This window comes from Kitasatospora sp. NPDC092948, from assembly GCF_044754805.1.
GTDB lineage: Bacteria > Actinomycetota > Actinomycetes > Streptomycetales > Streptomycetaceae > Kitasatospora.
In genome coordinates this window covers 122989-145766 of record NZ_JBIVPU010000008.1, presented here as the reverse complement: position 1 = coordinate 145766, position 22778 = coordinate 122989, and the positions used below count along the sequence as shown (strand labels likewise).

Annotated in this window: 16 protein-coding genes; 11 read left to right on the top strand and 5 right to left on the bottom strand. The window is 74.4% G+C overall.

The features are described 5' to 3' along the window. Positions 1-6 precede the first annotated feature (6 nt). The 4 genes from ACIQF6_RS23555 to ACIQF6_RS23540 all read left to right on the top strand — a co-directional run bounded on the left by ACIQF6_RS23555 (position 7) and on the right by ACIQF6_RS23540 (position 2901). Entirely contained in the window at positions 7-681 is a 675-nt protein-coding gene (locus tag ACIQF6_RS23555) for a hypothetical protein (RefSeq protein WP_400898082.1), read from the top strand. Then, positions 678-1589 (top strand): DUF6895 family protein, encoded by a 912-nt coding sequence (locus ACIQF6_RS23550; RefSeq protein ID WP_400898080.1) that lies wholly within the window; start codon positions 678-680, stop codon positions 1587-1589. Before ACIQF6_RS23555 ends, ACIQF6_RS23550 begins: the two co-directional genes overlap by 4 nt. Then, positions 1586-2551, top strand: coding sequence for a serine hydrolase domain-containing protein (locus tag ACIQF6_RS23545; protein WP_400898078.1), 966 nt, complete (start codon positions 1586-1588; stop codon positions 2549-2551). Before ACIQF6_RS23550 ends, ACIQF6_RS23545 begins: the two co-directional genes overlap by 4 nt. 68 nt (positions 2552-2619) lie before the next feature. After that, positions 2620-2901, top strand: a complete 282-nt coding sequence (locus tag ACIQF6_RS23540; protein ID WP_400898076.1) for a hypothetical protein — start codon at positions 2620-2622, stop codon at positions 2899-2901. Positions 2902-3006: 105 nt separating this feature from the next. On the opposite strand, the gene ACIQF6_RS23535 is transcribed toward ACIQF6_RS23540, so the two are convergent. Further along, positions 3007-6966: a hypothetical protein gene (locus ACIQF6_RS23535; RefSeq protein WP_400898074.1), complete on the bottom strand. Its 3960-nt coding sequence runs from the start codon at positions 6964-6966 to the stop codon at positions 3007-3009. 450 nt (positions 6967-7416) lie between these two features. Between ACIQF6_RS23535 and ACIQF6_RS23530 the strand changes: the two genes are divergently transcribed. Beyond that, on the top strand, positions 7417-8655 hold the full coding sequence (locus tag ACIQF6_RS23530; protein ID WP_400898072.1) for a peptidase S8: 1239 nt from the start codon (positions 7417-7419) through the stop codon (positions 8653-8655). 123 nt (positions 8656-8778) lie between these two features. Here the strand turns inward: ACIQF6_RS23530 and ACIQF6_RS23525 are convergent, their stop codons facing one another. Beyond that, positions 8779-9207, bottom strand: a complete 429-nt coding sequence (locus ACIQF6_RS23525; protein WP_400898070.1) for a RidA family protein — start codon at positions 9205-9207, stop codon at positions 8779-8781. A 150-nt stretch (positions 9208-9357) separates the two neighbouring features. Here ACIQF6_RS23525 and ACIQF6_RS23520 point away from each other — a divergent pair, with 150 nt between their 5' ends. The 6 genes from ACIQF6_RS23520 (at position 9358) to ACIQF6_RS23495 (ending at position 16731) form a co-directional block, all read left to right on the top strand. Continuing rightward, entirely contained in the window at positions 9358-10203 is an 846-nt protein-coding gene (locus ACIQF6_RS23520; protein WP_400898068.1) for a fumarylacetoacetate hydrolase family protein, read from the top strand. A 143-nt stretch (positions 10204-10346) separates the two neighbouring features. After that, a complete protein-coding gene (locus tag ACIQF6_RS23515; protein ID WP_400898066.1) occupies positions 10347-10850 on the top strand; it encodes a cupin domain-containing protein in 504 nt (167 codons plus the stop codon). Further along, the gene (locus ACIQF6_RS23510; protein ID WP_400898064.1) at positions 10850-11770 is read left to right on the top strand and encodes an acyl-CoA thioesterase; all 921 of its coding nucleotides are present in this window, start codon (positions 10850-10852) and stop codon (positions 11768-11770) included. Before ACIQF6_RS23515 ends, ACIQF6_RS23510 begins: the two co-directional genes overlap by 1 nt. Continuing rightward, on the top strand, positions 11767-13377 hold the full coding sequence (locus tag ACIQF6_RS23505; RefSeq protein WP_400898062.1) for an AMP-binding protein: 1611 nt from the start codon (positions 11767-11769) through the stop codon (positions 13375-13377). Before ACIQF6_RS23510 ends, ACIQF6_RS23505 begins: the two co-directional genes overlap by 4 nt. After that, a complete protein-coding gene (locus ACIQF6_RS23500; RefSeq protein ID WP_400898060.1) occupies positions 13374-15737 on the top strand; it encodes a bifunctional salicylyl-CoA 5-hydroxylase/oxidoreductase in 2364 nt (787 codons plus the stop codon). The genes ACIQF6_RS23505 and ACIQF6_RS23500 overlap by 4 nt, the downstream gene beginning before the upstream one ends. Positions 15738-15879: 142 nt before the next feature. Continuing rightward, on the top strand, positions 15880-16731 hold the full coding sequence (locus ACIQF6_RS23495) for a PaaX family transcriptional regulator C-terminal domain-containing protein (protein WP_400898058.1): 852 nt from the start codon (positions 15880-15882) through the stop codon (positions 16729-16731). A 209-nt stretch (positions 16732-16940) separates the two neighbouring features. On the opposite strand, the gene ACIQF6_RS23490 is transcribed toward ACIQF6_RS23495, so the two are convergent. Genes ACIQF6_RS23490 through ACIQF6_RS23480 form a run of 3 tightly spaced genes read right to left on the bottom strand, consistent with a single transcriptional unit; the run spans position 16941 to position 22611 of the window. Next, positions 16941-18728 carry a hypothetical protein gene (locus tag ACIQF6_RS23490; protein ID WP_400898056.1) on the bottom strand — a complete coding sequence of 596 codons (1788 nt, stop codon included), beginning with the start codon at positions 18726-18728 and terminating at the stop codon, positions 16941-16943. Beyond that, the gene (locus ACIQF6_RS23485; protein WP_400898054.1) at positions 18725-19054 is read right to left on the bottom strand and encodes a hypothetical protein; all 330 of its coding nucleotides are present in this window, start codon (positions 19052-19054) and stop codon (positions 18725-18727) included. The genes ACIQF6_RS23490 and ACIQF6_RS23485 overlap by 4 nt, the downstream gene beginning before the upstream one ends. Further along, positions 19051-22611, bottom strand: a complete 3561-nt coding sequence (locus ACIQF6_RS23480) for a DUF5682 family protein (protein WP_400898052.1) — start codon at positions 22609-22611, stop codon at positions 19051-19053. The genes ACIQF6_RS23485 and ACIQF6_RS23480 overlap by 4 nt, the downstream gene beginning before the upstream one ends. Positions 22612-22778: the final 167 nt, after the last annotated feature.

The window sequence follows — 22778 nt, the reverse complement described above, 5'->3', positions numbered from 1 at the left end:
ACACCTATGCCGTTCGCCGAATCGCCCCAGCGGGAGTTCGCTGCCGCGACCGAGTGGGCGGCAGGCCGCACCCTCGACGCCCTCACCGGCGCCGAGGGTGCGGCTCTCCCTGCCCCTGCCGCTCCGGAGCCGCAGGCCCTGCTGGCCGGCGTCCGCGTGCTGGGGCCCGACGTCTTCGTCCCGGCCCTGCTCACCGGGGCTCCGACCCCGCCCGAGACCGTCGAGATCGTCGCCGAGGCGTACCGCGTGTTCCCCTCCGACGAGTCCGGGATCCACGCCTGGCGCGACCGCGCCACCGCCGAACTCCTCGCTCTGGCCGGCTACCCCGCACCGGTCCCGTCTGCACCCCCGCCGCCGGACCCCGGCAAGGACGGCTGGCAGCGCTGGTCGGTGCAGATGGCCCAGCTGTCCTGCCTGGCCCTGCCGCACCTGGACGGCCCGGTGCACCGGGTGGCCCGCGACCACCCGCTCGCACTCGCCCGGGGCGCCGCCCGCGCCACGCTGCGACGCGACCACCGCACCTCGGTCCGCCTGGTCCGCTGGCTGGCCTGGCTGCACCACACCGGCAGCCCGGCCGAGCTGGAACTCCCGCCGCTGCTGCGACAGTTGGCGCTCACCGGCGACGGCTCCGCACGCAGCGCCCTGGATCTCGCCGTCGCCGAACACCTGGCCGCCGAATGAACCCGACCGTGCTCGGCCACGCCCACCGACTGGCCACCCGCTCGTTGGAGTGGCTGCACGCCGCCCACGAGCAGGGCTTCGGCGTCCTGCCGCCCGACGAGGGGGCCGACCTCTCCGACCCCGACAACGCGTACAAGCCGATCGGCGAGTGCGCGCTGGCCGCTTCCCTGGTGCTGCGCGAGACCGTCTCCGGCCCGACCGAGCGGGAACGCGCCCGGGTGCTGCTGGACTTCGGCTGGCAGCAGCTGCGCCAGGGCGAGCTGCTGTACGAGCGGCAGTTCCGGCACATGCTGCTCAGCGACCCGCTGGAGACGTACCTGCACTTCCACCGCGCCGGCTACCGGCATCCGGCACTGGACGAGCTGCTGCGCGGCCTGGACGGCCTGCGCTCGACGCACGCGATGGAGGTGATGCCGAACCGCCGTCTGGCCATCGCCAACGCCCGGCACGTCATCGGCCTGGAGAGCCGGCCCGACTGGGACACCCTCGCCGCGGCGACCTGGCTGGGCGCCCGCCCCGAGCCGTGGGCGATCGACTGGATGACCGGCTACAGCGTCACGCACACCGTCTTCCACCTCACCGACTGGGGCGCGCTGCCCGAGCGCCTGCCCGCGCCGCTGCGCGCGTACCTGGCCGCCTGGCTGCCGGTGTGGGCCGACATCTGGCAGGAGACCGGACAGTGGGACCTGCTCGGCGAACTGCTGATCGTGGACGCGTGTCTGCCCGAGCCGGTCTGCGACCCGCAGAGCTGGGAGCAACTGGCCGCCGTCCAGCGCGAGGACGGCCTGCTGCCGCGCGACCTGGACCCGGTCGACGAGGACCCGGCGCGGGCGTTCAAGGACCACGAGCACACCGCCGTGGTCGGCGTGCTGGCCGGCACCCTCACCCTCGCCCGCGCACTCCGGTGAACCCGCACCTCGCGGCCCTGACCCGCACCGCGCCGCGCGGTGCGGCCGTCGCGCTCGCCCTCGCCACCCCCGACGGCGGTCAACTGCACTGCCACGGCCGGACCGACGACCGCTCCGGCGAGCCCGTCACCCCGGACACCGGTTTCGAGCTCGGCTCGGTGAGCAAGACGTTCACCGCCCTGCTGCTCGCCGAGCTGGCCGCCCGGGGCGAGGTCCGCCACCAGGACACCGTCACCGTCGCGGACGTTCCGCTCACCTTCCTCCACCTGGCCACCCACACCTCGGGCCTCCCCCGCCTCCCACCGGGCCTGCGACGCTCGGCCCTGCCCGCCTGGTTCACCAACCCGTACGCGGCCTACTCGGTCGCCGACCTGGACCGCGCCATGGACCGAACTCGCCTGCGGAATCCGCCCGGTGACCGGGTGCACTACTCCAACTACGGCGTGGGCCTGCTCGGCCGCACACTCGCCGAGCGGACCGGCAGCTCCTACCCGGCGCTGCTCGCCTCCCGGATCAGTGCGCCGCTCGGCCTCACCGGCACCGACTGCGAACCCGGCTCCGCCGTCGGGCACTTCCACGGCCGGCCGCTGCCGCCCTGGCGGATCCCCGCCCTCCCGGGCGCCGGCGCCGTCCGCTCCACCGCCCGCGACCTGCTGCGCTACCTCACCGCCCTGCTCGACCCGACCACCGCCCCGGGCCCCGCCCTGACCGCCGCCCTGCGCGACGTGCAGCGGCCGCGCCTGGTCAAACCCCGCTCCACGGACCGCATCTGCCTGGTCTGGAACCTGCGGCCGACGTCCGACGGCGACGTCCTCTTCCACTCCGGCGGCACCCGCGGCTGCACCGCGTTCGTCGCCTTCTGCCCGCAACGCGGCACCGCCCTGGCCGCGTTGACCAACGCGGGCCCCCGGCTGGACGGCCGCTTCATCCAGACCGGGTACCGGATCTTCCGCGCGCTCTGACCTCGCACCGCCGCCGGACGACCCGAAAATGGTTGCGGTACGCACCATCTGGCCGGTTGAATGTGCGCATGGACGACGACGGCCTTCACGAGCCGAACCCATGGGCCTTGCCGGCGGCGGCACTTGGCGCGGGGCTGCTCCTCGCCGGATTCGCCCGGGCGTGGCTCCGGCTGCCGACCCTGCCGCTCGCCGTCCTGGGGCTGCCGCTCTCCGTCGCCGGCCTGGTGAACGCCCGACGCACCGGCAGCAGTCGGTGGACGGCCCGGCTGGGCTTCCTGCTGTGCTCGCTGGCCGCCCTGGCGGGCCTGGTCGCCGTCGCCGTCGTGCTCGGCGACTACGACGGCCTGTGATCGCCGGGCCGACGCGCTCACCGGAGCCCCGGCAGGGCGGCACCGACAGGACGGGCCGCCGACGCGAAGTGCGCGTCGGCGGCCCGTCGTTGTGCTGTCACTGCGTCAGGAGCTGAACCAGCCGGTCAGGTCGGCGGTGACGTTCACGCTCCCGGTGGAGTTGTAGAACGTCACGCGGCCGTCGACGACCGGGACCAGGACCTGGTGCGAAACCGCCTGGCCGGCCGTCCAGTTGAGGCTGGAGGTGCCGGGTCGGTCGGTGCCGTGCGGGTAGGCGGTCAGCCAGCCGGTGTCGGTGGGGTCGGTGGCCGTCACGTTCAGCAGGACGGCGGTGGCGCCGTCCGGGACGCCGCCGACTCCGGCGACCTGGGTGCTGACGATGCCGCCCGCGCCGAGGGCGCCCTGGCGGGCGCCGGTGCCGTCGCGGGTGTCGAGCAGGCGCAGCGGGGCGGCGGGGCTGAAGGTGCTGGTGCCGGTCGCCGAGTAGTAGCCGGCGACGTCGGCGATCAGGTCGACGGTGCCGGTGCTGTTGCGGAGGTCGACCTTGCCGTTCACCACGGGGACGGTCACCAGGTTGGCGACGGTCCGGCCCGCGGTGAAGTTGAGGTTCGACGTGGCGGGCAGGGGCTGCCCGTCGGGGTAGGCGGTGACCCAGCCGGTGGCGGTCGGGGACGCGGCCGTCACGTTCATCACCACGGCGGTGACGCCGTCGGCGGGGATGCCCTTGACGCCTGCCACCTGGAGGGCGACGGTGCCGCCTGCGCCGACCCGGGCCTTGGGGGCGCCGGTGCCGTCGCGGGTGTCCAGGAAGCGGGCGGGGGTGATCGGGGTGAGGGCCGAGCCCTGGTCGGCGGCGTCGGTGTAGTAGCCGGCGAGGTCGGCGACCAGGTCGACCGTTCCGGTGTCGTTGCGCAGGTCGACCTTGCCGTCCACGACCGGCACCGTCAGCTGGTTGGCGGTGGTGCGGTGCGCGGCGAAGGTCAGCCCGGGCAGGTCGGACCGACCCGCCGTCAGGTGGCCGTCCTCGCTCGGGTCGACGGCGGTGACGTTCAGCACGACCGAGGTGACGCCGGTGGCGGGGACGCCCGTGACCTGGAGGCCGACCGTGCCGCCCGCGCCGACCCGGGCCTTGGGAGCGCCGGTGCCGTCGCGGGTGTCCAGGAGCCGGGACGGGGTGAGCGGCACGTACCGGGAGTGGCCGGGGTTGTCGGCCGCGGTGACCTCGAAGGCGTTCGGGACGTAGCCCGGCGTTGCCTGGCCCGGGGTGTAGCCGATGCCGTCGCACACCAGGTCGTAGTGGCCGGGCGCCAGGACCCTGGTGTCGACGAGCACGTTCAGTGCGGTGCCGTCGGCGTTCACCGACTGCGGGAAGACCAACTGCGCGCTGTTCGTGGAGCTCTGCGCCAGCTTGATCCTGCTGCCCACCGTCAGGCCGGTGCCCCGGATCACGGCCGGCAGCAGGGTGCCGGCCCGGCCGGTCGCCGGGGCGACCGACTGCGGCGTGCCGTAGTCGGGGTACGTGCCCCCGGGCAGGCCCTGCCAGGTGTACTCGACGGGGGTGAGGGTCTTGTTCGCCGTGATCATCAGCAGCGCCCGGCCGGCGGTGGAGCCGAAGTTGGCGCAGCTGCCGCCGAACTGACCGTAGCTCAGCATGCACTGGTACGACGGGCTGTAGTCGGTCCACTCCGGGCCGGAGATCGCGATCCACGGCGTCTCGGGGCCGACGGCGCTGGTGGTTCCGCCGATGGTGAAGCGCTGGTTCGGGTTCATGTCGACCACGGCGCAGTACGCCGTCTCGGACTCGGTGAGCACGCCGCTGTGCTGCGGGAAGCCGTTCGCCGACAGCACGTTGCCGTTGCACTCGGGGGCCCAGCCGTCCGCCCCGCCGACCTTCCAGGCGTCGACGTTGGCGTGAACCGCCTTGCCCTGGTAGCCGGACGCGACCACGACGGCCACGTACGAGGTCGAGCCGGTCAGCTTGCAGGACAGGCCCAACTGCGTGCACCGGGTTCTGCCGTCGGCGTCCACCGCCATCAGCAGGGTGCCCGCTTCGTAGCGGTTGCCGGTGGTGCGGCTGCTCAGCCAGAACTTGTCGCCGGCCTCGCCGGTGACCCGCACGCAGCGGGCGTCCAGTTCCGAGGTGAAGTCGAACTGGGTGGACGGGCTGCCGACCGCGGTGGAGGTGCGGGTGGTGCAGGGCGCGCTCGGCGAGATGTCGCGCCGCACCAGCTTGTAGGTGTCCGTCCGACCGCCGACCAGCATCGCGGTGTACGCCGTGCCCGGGGTCAGCCGGCAGGTGGTGGTGGAACTGCCGACGGTCGAGCAGACGCCGGCGCCGGCGCCGTCGGCGAGGTAGACGGCCGCGTTCACCTGGTTCAGGTTGTTCGCGTAGTCCAGCATTTCGGCGGGCGCGTGCTGGCCGGCCGGGATGCTCAGGCAGCGCACCGGGTCGGCCGGGCTCAGCGAGACCTCGACGCCCCAGGAGCCGCCGTAGCCGGACTGCGGCCAGGCGGTGCAGCCCGCGTCGCTGTCGGTCCGCTGGACCACCACCGCGTACGGCTGGCCGGGGTTGGCGGTGAGCACGGCCCGGAACGGGGCGGTGCCGGTCAGCGAGCAGGACTGGTACGTGTAGCTGCCGTTGTCGCACTGCTTGACGCCGTTGACGTCGTCGATCTCGACGCCGGCCGTGCCGTCGCTGGTGGGCGGCCGGTTGACCAGGTACAGGCCCTTGCCGGAGGCGGTCGGCAGGGTCAGGCAGCGGGCCTGCCCGACCGTGTCGAAGGTGCCGGTGACGTCGCCGGAGGCGAAGCCGTCGTCGGCGCCGGCGGTGCAGCCGCGGGTCTCGGTCGCCGAGCGCAGCGACATCCCGAAGGCGCCCGCGTCACCGGAGTTGCCGTCCAGTGCCCAGGTGTGGTCGCCGGCGGTCAGCGTGCAGTCGCCGATCTGGCAGGTCTCCAAGGTGCCGTCGGTCCGGAACAGCCGGCCGGGCAGGTACGCCCCGGAGCTGTTCACCTTGCCGTAGAGGTATCGACCGTCGGCGGGCACCCGCAGGGTGCGGCAACGGGCGGTCGAGGTCAGGTCGGGGGCCTCCCCGTAGGCCTGCGGCTGCACCGTCGCGCAGCCCTCGGGCCGGGACAGTCGGGCCGCGGCGAAGGAGTAGGCCAGCGCCCGGCCGGAGGCCTGCTGGACCGTCACCCGGTAGGGCGCGGTGCCGGTCAGCGCGCAGTCCATGCCGCTGCTGTCCGCGTTCTTGGTGTAGGAGTCGCAGACCCGCGTTCCGGTGCCGTCGTAGACGGTCCAGGTGGCTTCGTAGTTCGGCCCGTAGGTCCGCAGGACGTCGCCCGCGGCAAGGTCGGTGCGGTAGCAGTCGCCGACCGCGCCGGTGCTCAGCGAGCCGCTGAACAGCTTGGCGGTGCCCAGCTTGCCGTCGTCGCCGGCCACCGCCTTGCACGCGCCGGTGGACAGCAGCGGCAGGTAGGCGACGGAGAGCGAGTTGGCGCCGTAGGAGTTGGTCAGCTTCAGGGTGTACGTGCCGGCCTGCCCGGTCGCGCAGCGGAACGCGCCGGGGGCGTAGGAGATCACGTTCTCGCAGGCGACGTTCGAGCCGTCGGGCGCGGTGAGCGCCCTGGTCAGGTTGTACTGCTGGGTCGCCAGCACCTGGAACACGACCAGGTCGTGATCCTGCGTCAGGTTCAGCGTCGAACTGACGGTGCCCGAGCCGTCCATGGTGCAGGTGACGGGCGCCTGCGGGTCGAGCACCGCCGGGCAGTCCCCCGTCGGGTCGGACTGCTGAAGCGCCTTCGCGGCGGCCTGGTGCTCGGCCTGCGGGTCGGCCTTCGGCTCGGCCTGCGGGGCGGCTTGCGGGACGGCCTTCGCCGCCCGCGGGGCGGAGGCGTCGGGCGTCTGCGACGCGCCGGCCGTCGGCTGGGCCGGGCCGGCCGACGGCCCGGCGGCCGCCGCGAAGGCGGTGCCGGACTGGGCGAGCAGCGAGGTGAGCAGGAGCGCCCCCGCCGCGAACACGCCGACGAAGTGTTTCGGTCTGCCGGAGGACGGCAGCGATCTCATCGGAACCCCCCAAGGTTCGTCCACCCGACACCGGTGCTGATCACCGGCGTTCGGGCAGGCGGAGTCTAGCGAGGGGCACCCACACCACCGCTATGCGATTTTCGGCCCGGTCGTTCGACGACGTTCGGTCCGATCACCACCGGTTTGCCCGTATTCGGCTGTGACTTGGCTGAGAAACACAGGCGTCCTTTACCTCCGCAGTTCTGTGTATGGAGGAACCGTCACCTGCGGTCCCCCACCGGTAAAGGCCCGGTCCAATCTCCCTACCGCTCATTGCAGTTGACGGGACACCATCACTAGCGTCGGTGACGGCTCAACCGTGCGATTTCCCCCGGTGCAGGGGCCGCGGCCTCCCCAGTCATGCCGCTGCCCCTGCCTGCCCCGCCGCGTGTTCGGCCCGTCCGCCACAGGCGGCTCCCCCGTTGTGCTCCGACCCCAGGAGGCAGTTCCTTGCGTACCCCCACCGCGCCCACCCTCATCAGTGCCGCCGCACTCGCCCTCACCGCGTTCACCGGCCTGGCCGCCGCCGCGCCGGCCGACGCCCAGTCCACGCCCACCACCTACAGCAAGGGCGGCGTGACCTGGGTGCGGGCGTGCGACACGCTCGCCAAGGGCGACACCATGAGCTGTGACGCGCTGAAGGTCACCAACGCGACCCAGCACGTCCACGCGCTCGGCATCACGCCGAACGCGACCCCGTCCGGCTACGGCCCGTCGGACCTGCAGAGCGCGTACAACCTCCCGGCCAACGGCGGCGCGGGCGCCACCATCGCGATCGTCGACGCGTACGACGACCCGAACGCCGAGGCCGACATGGCGGTCTACCGCACGCAGTACGGCCTGCCGGCCTGCACCACCGCCAACGGCTGCTTCAAGAAGGTCGGCCAGACCGGCACCTCCACCCTGCCGAGCGCCAACTCCGGCTGGGCGGGCGAGATTTCGCTCGACCTGGACATGGTCTCGGCGATCGCCCCGAACGCGAAGATCATCCTGGTCGAGGCCACCAGCGCGACCATGGCCAACCTCGGCAAGTCGGTCAACGAGGCCGTCACCCTGGGCGCGAAGTACGTGTCCAACAGCTACGGCGGCAGCGAGTCCTCGTCCGACACCAGCTACGACACCTCGTACTTCAACCACCCGGGCGTGGCCATCACGGTCTCCTCCGGCGACAGCGCGTACGGCGCCCAGTACCCGGCCGCCTCGAAGTACGTCACCGCGGTCGGCGGCACCGCACTGACCCGCAACTCCAGCAGCCGCGGCTGGGGCGAGTCGGTCTGGTACACCAACTCCACCGAGGGCACCGGCTCCGGCTGCTCCGCCTACGACGCCAAGCCGACCTGGCAGACGGACACCGGCTGCAGCAAGCGCACCATAGCCGACGTCTCGGCGGTCGCCGACCCGGCCACCGGTGTCGCGGTCTACCAGACCTACGGCGGCAGCGGCTGGGCGGTGTACGGCGGCACCAGCGCCTCCTCGCCGATCATCGCCAGCGTGTACGCGCTGGCCGGGACGCCGTCCACCGGCTCCTACCCGTCCTCGTTCCCGTACGCCCACACCGGCAGCCTGAACGACGTGACCACCGGCTCCAACGGCAGCTGCTCGCCGAGCTACCTGTGCACCGCCGGCACCGGCTACGACGGCCCGACCGGCCTCGGCACCCCGAACGGCACGGCGGCCTTCGCCGGCTGACGAACGCCGCACCCGCGCCACCCCCGAGGGAGGTGACGCGCAGGGACCCCCTCCCCTGCGCGCCACCTCCCTCGTTCCGTTTCGCCGGACGGCCGTCAGTGATCGCGACGAGACGAGCACGGGTCAGGCGGGGCGGATCAGCCGCTCGTCCGGGACGACCGCCACGCCGAGGATCTCGATCATCGCCTCGGGCTGCCACAGCGCGGTGGTGCCGATGCCGGCCATCGCCGGGTAGACCGGGCCCGCGAGCTCGCGCCAGACCTCGCCGATCTCCTTCCCGTGCGCCTGGTAGTCGGGGATGTCGGTGAGGTAGAGGGTGATGCTGACCAGGTCCTGCGGCCGGCCGCCCGCCTCGGCGAGAGTGGCGAGGACGTTGCCGAAGGCCTGCCGGAACTGCTCGACGATGCCGCCGGGCACGATCCGCATGTCCCGGTCGAGGGCGGTCTGGCCGCCGAGGTGCAGGGTGTTGCCGCAGAGCGTGCCGTGCGAGTAGCCGCGGGGCGCGGGAAGCGACGCGGGGTTGACCGGAACGGGGGCCGAGTAGCTCGCCATGGAGGACTCCTGCGGGTCTGATGTGCCGTCGGGGGCCGTCGGTGCGTCACCGTAGCAGGTATTGACAGTATTGTGACGGTCGCAGAAACATTGGGACAACGCTCCCGGCACCGGGTGGCGGACAGCGGTGCCGAAGTGGAGGTCTCTCCCATGCGTCTCGCAACGGTCTCCCGCCCCGGCGGCGGCACCGGCGCCGCCGTGAAGCGCGGCGACGCCTGGCACGCCCTCCCGGCCCCCGACCTGTCGGCCCTCCTGCGCACCGGCGGCGCCGACGCCCTGGCGCAGGCCCGGACACAGGCACAGGCGCAGACCCGGGCCGGGGAGGAGATCGTCGGCGCCGTCCCGGTCCTGCCGCTGCCCGCGCCCGCCAAGGTGCTCTGCTGCGGGCTGAACTACGCCGAGCACATCCACGAGATGGGACGCGAACTCCCGTCCCACCCCACGCTGTTCGCCAAGTTCGCGGACACCCTGGCCGGCCCGCGGGACGACCTGGTGCTGCCCCGCGGGCTCCAGGTCGACTGGGAGGCGGAGCTCGCGGTGGTGGTCGGCGCGCCGCTGCGCCGCGCCGACCGGGCGACGGCGCTGGCCGGGATCGCCGGGTACACGGTGGCGAACGACGTGTCGGTGCGGGACTGGCAGAACCGGACGACGCAGTGGCTCCAGGGCAAGGCCTGGGACAGGTCCTGCCCGGTCGGCCCGGAGCTGGTCACCCCGGACGAGGTCGACCCGGCGGCCGGCCTCGAGGTGGTCTGCCGCGTCAACGGCGAGGAGGTGCAGCGCGCCAGCACCAGGACGCTGGTCTTCGACGCCGCCGACCTGCTGGCCTACGTCTCCACCTTCACCCTGCTGCGCCCGGGCGACCTGGTGCTCACCGGCACGCCCGGCGGCGTCGGCGCGGCCCGCGACCCGCAGCGCTTCCTGGCCGACGGCGACGTGCTGGAGACGTCGATCGAAGGCATCGGCACGCTGCGCAACACGGTCCGCTTCACCCCCTGACCTGCCGCCCCGACCTTCCGCCCGACCAGCCGCTTGACCTGCCGCCACCGGCGAGCCGCACCGCCGCCGGGCGCGACAGGGCCGACGATCCATCACGAGCGCATCCTCTCGAACCCACCCCCAGCCAGGACGAGGAGCTTCCCATGGACCCCACCCCCGGCAACTCCCCCGACTACCGCTCGTACCTGCTCGAAGGCGACAACTCGGCGTACGCCACCGCAAGCGGCCTGGTGGTCCCGGTGGTGACCAGGGCGGGCAGCGAACCCGCCGACACCGGGCAGTCGGCCGGCGCCACCCGGATCTCCGGCGTCAGCATCCAGCACACCCCGGCCACCCGGCTGTGGTTCGGGAAGGTCGGCAACGAGCCGGGCTACCGGTCGGTGCCGCACCACCACGGCGAGGCGGAGACCGGCGGCTACGTGCTGTCCGGCCGGGGCCGGATCTACTTCGGCGCGAAGTTCGCGGACTACGTCGACCTGTCGGAGGGCGACTGGGTGTTCGTCCCGCCGTTCATGCCGCACGTGGAGTGCAACCTCGACCGCAACCGCCCGCTGACCTGGATGACCACCCGCACCCCGGAGAACATCGTGGTCAACCTGCCCGAGGTGCCGGACGCGGAGCTGCCCGACTGGTTGGAACGGCCCTGATGGCCGACACCACCTCGGAGTTCTTCGCCGCCGCCGTCGCCCTGGAGCCCGTCGCCCCCGAGCACTTCGACCTCGCGTTCACGGCCGTCACCCAGCCCTGCCCGTGGCCGAAGGCGTACGGCGGCGACCTGGTCGCGCAGGCGGCGGCCGCGGCCATGCGGTCGGTCGACGACGGCAAGGTGCTGCACTCGGTGCACTCGTACTTCATGCGGCCCGCCGAGATCGGCGAACCGGTGCGCCACGAGGTCGAGTTGCTGCGCGACGGCCGCGGCTACGCGACCCGGCAGGTGCGGGCCTACCAGCGGGGCAAGGCGCTGTACGTGTGCCTGGCCAACTTCGCGGCGGGCGAGCCCGGCGGCAGCTTCGCCGCCGCGCCGCCGCAGCCGGACGACCTGCCCGGGCCGGAGGAACTGCCCAGCTCTGCGACGTACTTGGCGGACCGTGCGGGCGGGACGATGACGGCGGAGTCGAAGGAGTACTGGTCGACGGGCCGCAGCTTCGACCTGCGGCACGTGCCGGGCCCGGTGTACCTGTCCGTGGAGGGCGGGCGGGCGCCGCACCAGGCGGTCTGGGTGCGGCCGTTCGACGCGCTGCGGCCGGTGGAGGGGCTGAGCGACGCGCAGCGGGACGCGGCGGCGCTGGCGTACGTCTGCGACTACACGATTCTCGAACCGGTGCTGCGGGCGCTGGGCCTGGCGTGGGCGCAGCCGGGGCTGGTGACGGCGAGCCTGGACCATGCGATGTGGTTCCACCGCCCGCCGCGGCCGGGCGTGTTGGACGGCTGGCTGCTGTACGCGCAGCGGGCGGTGGCGGCGGAGTCGGGCCGGGGGCTCGGCGAGGGGCGGTTCTTCACCCCGGACGGGGTGCATCTGGCGACGGTGCTCCAGGAGGGCATGATCCGGGCGGGGGACGGCCGATGACGGAGTCCGGTTTCCGTGACACGTTCGCGCGCGACCACCTGCCGCCGGTCGGGCAGTGGCCGGTGCTGGAGTTCACCACCGAGGCGCTGCGCCATCCCGAACGGCTGAACGCCGCAGTGGAGTTGCTGGACCGTCAGGTCGCCGCGCTGGGCCCGGACCGGCCGGCGCTGCGCACGCCCGGCGGGGAGGTGTGGACGTACGGGGAATTGCAGCTGCGGTCGGCGCAGGTCGCGCAGGTGCTGGCGGAGGATCTGGGGCTGGTGCCGGGCAACCGGGTGCTGCTGCGGTCGCCGAACACTCCGTGGGCGGTGGCGGCCTGGCTGGGGGTGCTGCGGGCCGGCGGGATCGCGGTGGCGACCATGGCGGCGCTGCGAGCCCGGGAGTTGGGGCCGATCGTGGCGAAGACCCGGCCGGCGGTGGCGCTGGTCGACCACCGCTGTGTGGACGAGGTGCCGGCCGGCCTCGCGGTGGTGGCGGTCGGCGGCGGGGCGGACGACGACCTGGTGCGGCGGGCCGAGGCGAAGTCGGGGCGGTTCGCGGCGGTGGACACGGCGGCGGACGACGTCGCGCTGTTCGGGCCGACCTCGGGCACCACCGGCGTCCCGAAGGTCACCGTGCACTTCCACCGGGACCTGCTGTCGATCGACGACACCTTCGGCCGGTGCACGCTGCGGCTGCGCCCGGACGACCTGGTGGCGTGTACGGCGCCGCTGGCGTTCACCTTCGGGCTGGGCATGCTGGTGGTGTTCCCGCTGCGGGCGGGGGCGTGCGCGTTCCTGACCGAGTCGGCGACGCCGGCGGAGCTGGCCTCGCTGGTCGCGGAGCACGGGGTGACGGTGCTGGCGACGGCGCCGACCGCGTACCGGCAGATCGTCAAGTCCGGTCTGGCGCAGCGGCTTTCGGGGCTGCGGTGCGCGGTGAGCGCGGGCGAGCACATTCCGCTGGAGGTGTGGGAGCGGCTGCGGGCGTTGACCGGGCTGCGGGTGGTGGACGGCATCGGGGCGACCGAGATGCTGCACATCTTCATCTCGGCGGCGGGTGACGAGATCCGCCCGGGCGCGACGGGCCGGCCGGTGCCGGGTTTCCGGGCGACGGTGCTCGGGCCGGACGGCGAGGAGCTCGGTCCGGGGGTGGCGGGACGGCTGGCGGTGATCGGCCCGGTCGGCTGCCGCTACCTGGACGACGAGCGGCAGGCGGACTATGTCGTCAACGGCTGGAACGTCACCGGTGACACCTTCGTCCGCGACGAGGACGGCTACTTCTGGTACCGGGCGCGCAGCGACAACATGATCGTCTCGTCCGGCTACAACATCGCGGGCCCGGAGGTGGAGGCCGCCGTGGACACCCACCCGGACGTGGTGGAGTCGGCGGTGGTGGCCGCACCGGACGCCGAACGCGGTTCGGTGGTCTGCGCGTTCGTGGTGCTGCGGCCGGGCGCGGCGGCGGACGCGGCGACGGCCCGCAGCATCCAGGACCACGTGAAGCAGCAGCTCGCACCGTACAAGTACCCGCGCGAGGTGCGGTTCGTGGCGGCGCTGCCGCGCAATCCGAGCGGCAAGCTCCAGCATTTCCGGCTCCGCCGGATCGTGGCAGAGGAGACGGCATGAGGATCGCGGTGGTCGGCGGCGGGCCGGGAGGGCTGTACTTCGCCTCGCTGATGAAGCAGTTGGACCCGGCGCACGAGGTGACGGTGTGGGAGCGCAACGCCCCCGAGGACACCTTCGGTTTCGGCGTGGTGTTCTCCGACGAGACGCTGACGGGCATCGCGGGCGCGGACCGGGCGGTGCTCGCCGAGATGGAGCGCGGCTTCGCCCGGTGGACCGACATCGACGTCGACTTCCACGGCCACCGGTTCACCGTCGGCGGGCAGGGTTTCGCCGCGATGGGCCGTCAGGAACTGCTGCGGATCCTCCAGCGGCGCGCCGCCGAGCTGGGCGTGCGCGTCCACTACCGCACGCCCGCGCCGGGCGTCGCCGAGCTGCGGGCGGGGCACGACCTGGTGCTGGCGGCGGACGGCGTGCACTCCGCCGTCCGGGCCGAGCTGGCGGAGGCCTTCCGGCCGTCGCTGGACCGGCGGCACAACAAGTACATCTGGCTCGGCACCGACCTGGTCTTCGAGGCGTTCCAGTTCTTCGTCAAGCAGACGCAGTGGGGCACCATGCAGATCCACGGCTACCCGTACTCGGAGACGGGCTCGACGTTCATCGTGGAGATGCACGAGGAGGTGTGGCGGCGGGCCGGTTTCGACCGCGCCGACGGGCGGGAGTTCGGGCCGGGCGAGTCGGACGCGTACGCGGTCGCCCGGATCGCCGAGATCTTCGCCGAGGAGCTGAAGGGCCATCGGATCCGCACCAACCGCTCGCGCTGGCTGAACTTCACCACCGTCCGCAACGAGCGCTGGTTCGACGGCAACGTGGTGCTGCTCGGCGACGCGGCGCACACCGCGCACTTCTCGATCGGCTCCGGCACCAAGCTCGCCATGGAGGACGCCCTCGCGCTGGCCGCCTGTCTGCACGAACAGCCGTCCCTGGACGCCGCGTTGGCGGCGTACGAGGACGAGCGCAGGCCGGTGGTGGAGTCGACGCAGCGGGCCGCGCAGGCCTCGTTGGAGTGGTTCGAGAACATCGGCATGTACGCCGGCCAGGAGCCGACCCGGTTCGTCTTCAACCTGCTGACCCGCTCGCGCCGGATCACCTTCGAGAACCTGAAGGAGCGGGACGCGGAGTTCGCGGCCCTGGTGGAGGGCGAGTTCGGCGCCCGGCCCGGCCCGGCGATGTTCCAGCCGGTGCGGATCGGCCCGCTGGAGCTGAACAATCGGATCATCGTCTCGCCGATGGACATGTACTCCGCGACGGACGGCCTGCCGGGCGACTTCCACCTGGTGCACCTGGGCTCCAAGGCGCTCGGCGGCGCGGGCCTGGTGATGACCGAGATGGTCTGCGTCTCCCCCGAGGGCCGGATCACGCCCGGCTGCGCGGGCCTGTGGACCGACGGACAGCGCGAGGCCTGGCGGCGCGTCACCTCCTTCGTCCACGAGCGCAGTTCGGCGAAGATCGGCCTCCAGCTCGGGCACTCCGGCCGCAAGGGCTCGACCCGGCTGATGTGGGACGGCATCGACCGGCCGCTGCCGGACGGCAACTGGGAGGTGATCGGCCCGTCCGCGCTGCCCTACGGGCCGGGCTGCCACCTGCCGCGCGAGGCGACCCGGGCCGATCTGGACCGGGTGGTCGCCGACTTCGAGGCGGCGGCGCGGCGCGGGGTGGACGCGGGCTTCGACCTGATCGAGGTGCACGCCGCGCACGGCTACCTGCTCTCCTCGTTCCTCTCCCCCGTCGCCAACCGCCGCACCGACGCGTACGGCGGCACCCTGGAGCGGCGGCTGCGCTTCCCGCTGGAGGTGTTCGACGCGGTCCGGCGGGCGGTGCCCTCACGGATTCCGGTGACGGTGCGCGTCTCGGCGACCGACTGGCTGCCGGACGGCACCACCGAGCAGGACGCGGAGGGCATCGCCCGGGCCTTCGTCGAGCACGGCGCGGCGGCCATCGACGTCTCCACCGGCCAGGTCGCGGCGGACGAACGCCCGGCCTACGGGCGCTCCTACCAGACGCCGTTCGCCGACCGGGTCCGCCACCGGGTGGCCGCCCCCGCCGGGGTGCCGGTGATCGCCGTGGGCGCGATCTCCTCCTGGGACGACGTCAACTCGATCCTGCTGGCCGGCCGCGCCGACCTGTGCGCACTGGGCCGCCCCCACCTGTACGACCCGCAGTGGACGCTGCACGCCGCCGCCGAACAGGACTACCGGGGCGAGGGCGCCGAGTGGCCGCTCCAGTGGCGGGCCGGCCGCCGCCGGCCGCCCACCTCGCGCACCGACCGCGTCCCGCCGCGGCTGGCGCTGCTGCGCGACGGCGTTCCCGGCACGGTGCACGTGCGCTGGACGCCGGACCGCCGGATCGGGGTGACCGCGTGAGCGACGGGGGGCGGGACGCCGGTGCCGGTGCCGGTGTTGCCCGTCCGGGCAGCGGTGCCGCCTGCCCGGGCAGCCGTGTTGCCCGTCCGAGCAGCAGGGGTGCGGTCCGATCATGTGCTCGGCGTCCGCCATACTCGGTGGGATGAGCGAGACGATGGAGGCCCGGCCCGCCGCGGCGCGCCGTTCCCGGACCGTGCTGGTGACCTTCCTCGGCGCCGTCGTCCGCAAGCTGGGCAACTGGATGCCGATCGCCGGCACCGTCGACCTGCTCACCCAGGCCGGGCTGGACGCCTCCAGCGTCCGCACCGCCGTCTTCCGGCTCAAGCAGCGCGGCTGGCTGGAGGCGCAGACCCGCTCCGGGGTGCGCGGCTACGCGCTGACGCCCGCCGCGCTGGAGGCGCTGGCCACCGGCGACGAGGTGATCTGGCACGCCCGGCAGCCCGCCGACCTGGCGGACGGCTGGTGCCTCGTCAACTTCTCGGTGCCGGAGTCCGCCCGGGCCAAGCGCCACCAGCTGACGGCGCATCTGGCCGCCCTCGGCTTCGGCAACATCGGCGCGGCGGTGTGGATCGCGCCCGCCCGGATGCTGCCCGCCGCCGTCCGGGCGATCGCCGAACTCGACCTGACCGACCAGTGCGCGATCTTCACCGGCGACCACGTCGGCGGGCAGGACCTCGCCGCGATGGTCCGCAAGGGCTGGGACCTCGCCGAACTCGACCGCCGCTACCGGGAGTTCCTCGCCTCCCGCACCACCGAGGCCGACCACCTCGCCGCCGCCGCGTTCATCGACGGCCGGGACGCCTTCGTCGGCTACCTCTCGGTCGTCGACGACTGGCGCAAACTCCCCTTCCGCGACCCGGGCCTCCCCCCACAGGTCCTCCCCCCGGACTGGTCCGGCCCCGCCGCGGTCCACCTCTTCGAACGCCTCGTCACCACGCTGGAGGGCCGCGCCCTCGCCCACGCCGCGCCCTACTGGTCGGCCAGAGGCCGGTAGGCCGCCCGCCGTACCGGGCGTCGCTGCCGGCCGGCGTAGCCCGTGGCGCGCCGGCGAAGCACGACCGCCCGGGCATTCTCGCTCGGGAGCCGGTCGTCCCGGCTGAGTCGCCGTCATGTCGCACACGCGCACGCCGAGCTGCTGAAGTTGATCGAGGTCGACGCGCGGGCCCCTTCCCGCATCGTCGCGGAACGAGTCCGGCGCCACTGCTACTGATCGGGCTGCCAGGGTGCCCAGCCGGCCGTGCAGAGGGCGGTGGACAGTTCCTCCTGGTAGCGGGCGGCGGCGAGCCAGGCTGTGGCGAAGGCCAGGTGGTCGGTGGTGCGGAGGCGGCCGAAGACGTCGCGTTGCCGGTCTGCTGCGGCCGTGCGGAGGGCGGTGAGCAGGTGGTGGGCGGTGCCGAGGCCGGCCGCGCGCAGGTGGTGGCCTTCGGCGGGAGGTCGGCCGGTCAGGGCGCGGCGGCCGCCGGTGACGGCCTGTTCGAGGGGGCGGGTCAGCAGGTGGAGGGGCGGCTGTGGGGTGAACGCGGCGGCCGGTGGCGGTGTCCCGGGGCTCCCGGCCGGCAGGTCGGCCCGCTGGAGGCGTTCCAGGCCCAGGCTGACGCGGTTGCGGTACTCGGGCGGAAGCGACAGGCCCGGCCGTCCCGGTGCAGGCGCGGCGGCCAGGAGGCGCAGCCGTGGGTGGCCGGCCCGTTCCAGGCGGCCGATCACCCGCAGCGGCAGGCCCGGGACGGACGCGAGCGCCGCGACATTGGCAGCGAACGCGAGCCTCGGATGGTCCTGGGCGGGGAGCAGCGCCACCGTCAACCCCGCGCAGGCGGCGAGCAGTTGGGGGACGGGCGAACCGGGGACGGCACCCGGCCCGAGCACGGTGACGTCGAGGAACAGCAGGTCCGAACCGGCAGGGCGATGTTCCTGGGGGATGCGCCGAGCCGCCAGGGCGCGTTCGATCTGGGCGGGCACCGGCTGCGCCCAGAGCCCGGCGACGGGCTCCTCGAACCAGTCGGCCCCGGCGGCGCGCACGGCCCGGACCTTTGCGCCCGCGCCGAGCCGCCCCGACTCGCTGCGGGTGGCGTTCTGCACGGCCAGTCCGGCCCGGGCGAGATCGCGGTGCGACAGGCTGGCGTCGCCGAGCCGGACCGGCCGGCCGGCCGCCGCGCCCGCGAGTTGCGCGGCCTCGGTCGGATCGGCGTGCGGGGTGACGTCGGAGACGGTGGCGAGCCGCCCGTCGCCGTCCACCACCCAGACCGTGACGCCGGCATGGGTGGCCGAGACCACCGGCTCGGCGAACAGCCCGTACAGGCGCAGCGATCCGGCCTCCCGGTAGGTCTGCCGGGCCGCCGCCCGCACCTCGCCGGGGGTGAACACCGTGGTGGCGCCCAGCAGTTCGCGATGGGCGGCGGCCAGGTCGGCGAGCCGGTGGTCGGGCTCGGCGGCCCGGGCGGCCCGCAGCCGGGTGACCACGGTGGCGGCCAGCGCGGCCGGCCGGTGCAGCCCGAGCAGCCGGGCCTGGTGGGCGGTGCGCAGCAGTTCGGCCTGCTGGACGCTGCCCGCGCCACTGATGCCGGCCGCCAGGGTGTCGGCGGCGACGCGGCGCAGGCGGGCGACGGCCTCGGCCTCGGCGGGGGCGAGGGGGGCCTCCTCCTCTGCCGGCGCTTCGTCAACTTCGGTCGTGGTGGCGGATGTTGGCGGCTCGTCGGCGACGGGCGCGGCCAGCGGGGCAGCGGTGACGGCGGCGGCGCGATGCAGACACCCGGGTGCGAGCAGGCAGCCGCAGCGGACATCGTCGGCCGTACGGACGGTGCCGCCCGGGGCGTGCAGGACCAGCACCGTCTCGTCGTCGATCCGCAGACACCAGTCGTCGCCCGTCCGCTCGATCGGGCGGTCGGCGAGCTTGGCGGCCGCGCCGTCGAGTCGCTTCTGCAGGCGCGGGGACAGGGCCGAGACCACCTCGGCGACGACCTCGGGGGCGACGGCGGGCCATGGCATGTCGGTCATCGGATCTTCTCCCCCACCCAGCAGGCCAGTTCGAACGGGCTGAGCGCCGCCACCGGCGCGCCCACGGCAACGAGTTGTTCAGCGACGGGAGCCACGCACCGGGGCTTGCCAGCACCGTCGAGCCACAACGACGGTGCCGACAACGACATGCCCGCAGCGACGATCTGTCCGGCGACAGATGCCGAGTACCAAAGCTCCCCGGTGTCATCGCCAGCCCGCGAAACCGGGCGGTCCGCGGGCCTCGTCGCCGCACCATCGAGCCGCAGTTGCCGACGCGGTGACACCGGCTCCGGGGCGACGGCGGGCCACCGCAACGTGTCGGTCATCGGGTCTTCTCCCCCACCCAGCGGGCCAGCTCCAGGGGGCTGAGCGCTGCCACCGGCATGCCTGCGGCGACGAGTTGTTCGGCGACTGCGACGGAGTAGCGGGGTTTTCCGGTGTCGTCGAGGGCGGCGCAGCCGAGCAGGTGGCAGCCCATGTCCACCAGGGTTCGGGTCTCGGTGAGCAGGCCGCCGAGGGGGTGGCCCTCCTCGAAGTCGCTGACTACGGCGATCAGGGTGCGGGACGGGACGGTGACCAGGCCACGGGCGTACCGCAGGCCGGCCGCGATGTGGGTGCCGCCGCCGACCTGGACTTCCAGGAGCAGGCCGAGCGGGTCGTTCACGTGTCCGCTGAGGTCGACGACGTCGGTGGAGAAGGCGACGAAGTGTGCGGTCAGGGACGGGACTCCGGCCAGGATCGACGCGGTGAGGGCGGCCCAGACGGTGGAGGCCTCCATGGATCCGGAGACGTCGACCACCAGGATCAGGCGCCAGTCGTTGGCCTGGGCGGCTCTGGTCCGGAAGACCGGCCGTTCGGGGACGATCACGGTGGTGCCGTCCGCGCCGGGCCGGGCGGTGGCGAGGTTGGCGCGGATCGTGCGGTCGAGGTCGAGCGGGCCACCGCGCCTGCGGCTGGGCCGGGGCAGGGTGAGGCCGGTCAGGGCCGGGCGCAGCGTGGTGGCGAGTTCGCGCGACAGTTCGTCGACCAGCCGCCGGACGAGCGGGCGCAGCGCGGCGAGGCGCGACTCGGGCAGGCCGCCGGCGTGCTGAAGTACCGTGCGCAGCAGGTCGATCGAGGGGCGGACGGCCTCCGGGGCCAGTGTTTCCAGGACGTCGGTGCGGCCGTGGGCCGCTGCGGCGGCGAGGACCTCTTCGCGGATGCCCGGCCCGAACAGGGCGACCAGTTCCTCCGACCACTCCCGCACGCCCGGGTACGGCGCCTCGCGGCCGCCGCGCGGGTCGCCGGTCGGGCCGGGTGCGGAGCCCTCGCCGCGACCGGTGCCGTAGAGCTCGTCGAGTGCGGCGGCGAGCCGTGCGGACCGGCCGCCAGGGCCCCGGCCGCTGCCCGGGCGTCCGAGCACCAGCCGCCAGCGGTCGGCGGGCGGGAGGGCGGTGGAGCCGGGGACGGGCGGCTCGGGCTCTTCGGTACGGGGGGCGGGCGGCCGGATGTCCGTCCCGGCGGGCAACAGGCCGATGACTTCGAGTATTTGACGCGCCGTCAGGTCGGCTCGGGCCCAGGTGGCGAGGGTGGCCGGGTCGAGTTCGGCGGGCAGGGGGTCGACCTGGACGCCGAGGCGTTCCTCGACGACGGCGAGCAGCCGGTCGCGGGCGGCCGGGCTGAGCGTGTCGAATCCGCCGCGCAGCGCGGGCAGTCGGTCGAGGAACGCCTCGTCGGGGAGTTCGGCGACGCGTGCCAGCAGGGGTTCGAGCGCGTGCGGGGCGGAGTCGAGCAGCCCTTCGGCGGCTGTGAGCAGGCCGCTGAGGGAGCGGCGCAGTGCGGCCCGGCCGTCGGGCGCGGATGCGGCGTCCACCCAGGAGGCGACCCGGCCGCCGAACTCGGCGCCCTCCTGGTGGCCGAGCAGCACCCGGGTCGCCCCGGCCGCGCCTCGGATCAACGGCGAGCCGTAGTCGGCGAGTTGACGCAGCGTGTGGCCGAGCCGGAGGCCGCCGTCGGCGTCGGCCCGGCGGGCGAACTCGACCAGGGCGCGGGCGTCGTCGACGTCGTCGGAGCCCAGCAGGCCCTCGATCCCGCGGACGGCCGCGGCGCCGAGCAGTCCGGCGGCTTCGGCGGCCGGTCCGAGCAGCGGTGCGGCGGCCTCGCGGCCGGCCAGGTGTCCGGCGGCGAACCGGTCGAGCAGGGCGAGGCCGTCGAGGAGTTCCGACAGGGACGCCACCGCCGGTACCTCGTCGGCGAGTTGGCCCAGTCGGACGGCGGTCGGGCCGGGCAGGGCGCACGCCGCGGCGGCGGCCAGGCCGTCGATGGCCTGCCGGGCGGTCGACCCGCCCTCCTCGCGCTCGCGGCGCAGCCGTTCGCGCAACGTCCCGTCGGCGGCCTGGGCGGGCGTCACTCCGCGCATCCCCGCGACGGTGAGCATCGCGGCGACGGCGGGCGTCCACTGCACCCGCCAGCGCGACCCGACGGCATCGGCGCCGCCGGCGCCGCTGACGGCGACCGGCTCGCCGTAGGGGACGCCGCACACCTCCAGGCGGCGCAGCAGCAGTTCGCGCCGGGCGTCGAGGGGCGAGCGGTGCGGGTCGAGCCGGAGGTCGCGCGGCGACGGTTCGGCCGTGACGGGCAGGCCGAGTTCGGCGAGCAGCGCTTCGACGGCGGGCCCGAGCCCGCTCCGGGGCGCGGCCGGCGTGGGCCTTCCGGTCCGCCGCCCGACCAGTACCTCTTCGAGTGCCCGTGCCACGGCCCGCCCCCGCCCGAGCGGCTCGCCCTGCGCCAGCACGCTCTGCACCGCCTCGATCAACTCCCCGCGCCCGGCCGCCGGGAGCCCCCGAAGTCGGCCCAGGTCCCCCGCCACCCGCACGATCTCCCGCGCATCCGCGGGCCCGGCGGGGTGCCCGTGCCCGCGCAGCGCCTCGCAGATCCGCACGGCGACCCGGACGAGTTCCGCCGCGAGCCGATCCGCGTCCCCGGCGGCAGTGAGCACGGTGTGCTGCCACTCGGGGTCGCGGATCCCGGCCGGGTAGCCGGAGCGGGCGTCGAGCAGGGGGTAGGTGTAGGGGACGAGGGAGACGACGTACGCCTCGGGTGCGGCGGGCGCCGCGCCGGGCGACGTGGAGCCGGCTTCGGGCACCTGCGCCAATTCGCCGTCCGTCGGGTCGCCGTCCCTCGGGAGACCGTCGAGCAGCGCCGGTGCGTGGAAGGCCCCGATGACCGCAGCGACCCGGCGACCGTCCGCCCCCGCTGCGTGGATGCGTCGGCGCATCCACGACTCGCGGTGGAGGTCGAGCGGGTCCACTGCCCCGGCGTCCTTGCGGAGGGCCCAGCCGACCAGGAGGGCGGCGCGGCGGATCTGTTCCGGGGTGGAGCCGGGGGCGGGGGCTTCGACGAGGCGGTCCCAGAGGTCTTCGTCGGGGCGGCCGGTCAGACGTTGGCGGAGGGCGTCGGCGAGGCCCTGCGGGACGGGGTCGGTGTCGCGGGCCCCGGCGGTGCGGTGGGCCAGTGGCAGGTCGCAGGTCAGGACGGGGATGCCGTGGCGGGCCGCCCAGCGGAGGGCGGCGAGTTCCGGGGAGAAGTCCGCGAACGGGTAGAACGCCGGTCCGGGGCCGTCCCCGGCGGTGGCGGCGGCCAGGGCGACGGGCGCCTCGGTGCGTTCGTCGGCGAGGAGGCCGAGCCAGGGCTGGAACTCCTCGGGCAGTTCGACGAGCAGCACGTCCGGGCGCGCCGCGTCGAGCAGCGCGGGGAGCACGGCGGCGATCGACGGGGCGTGATGCCGGACGCCGATCAGGTACGGCCCGGGCCGGTCCGCACCCGAACCGGCGAGCCGGGCCACGGCCTCCGCCGGGGAGTCCTCGACACCGCCGCCCGCACCCGAACCCGCGAGCCGGACCACGGCCTCCGCCGACGGCCCGGATCGAGCGGGCCCCGGCGGAGGAGCAACCGCGGACGCGTGCACACCAGCAGCCGCGACCGCAGCCCCGGTCCCGGCCGAAGCCGCCTCGTGGCGGGCCCCGGACGGTGCCGGCCCGGTGTCGTCCACGCCCGAACCGGCAGGCGTCG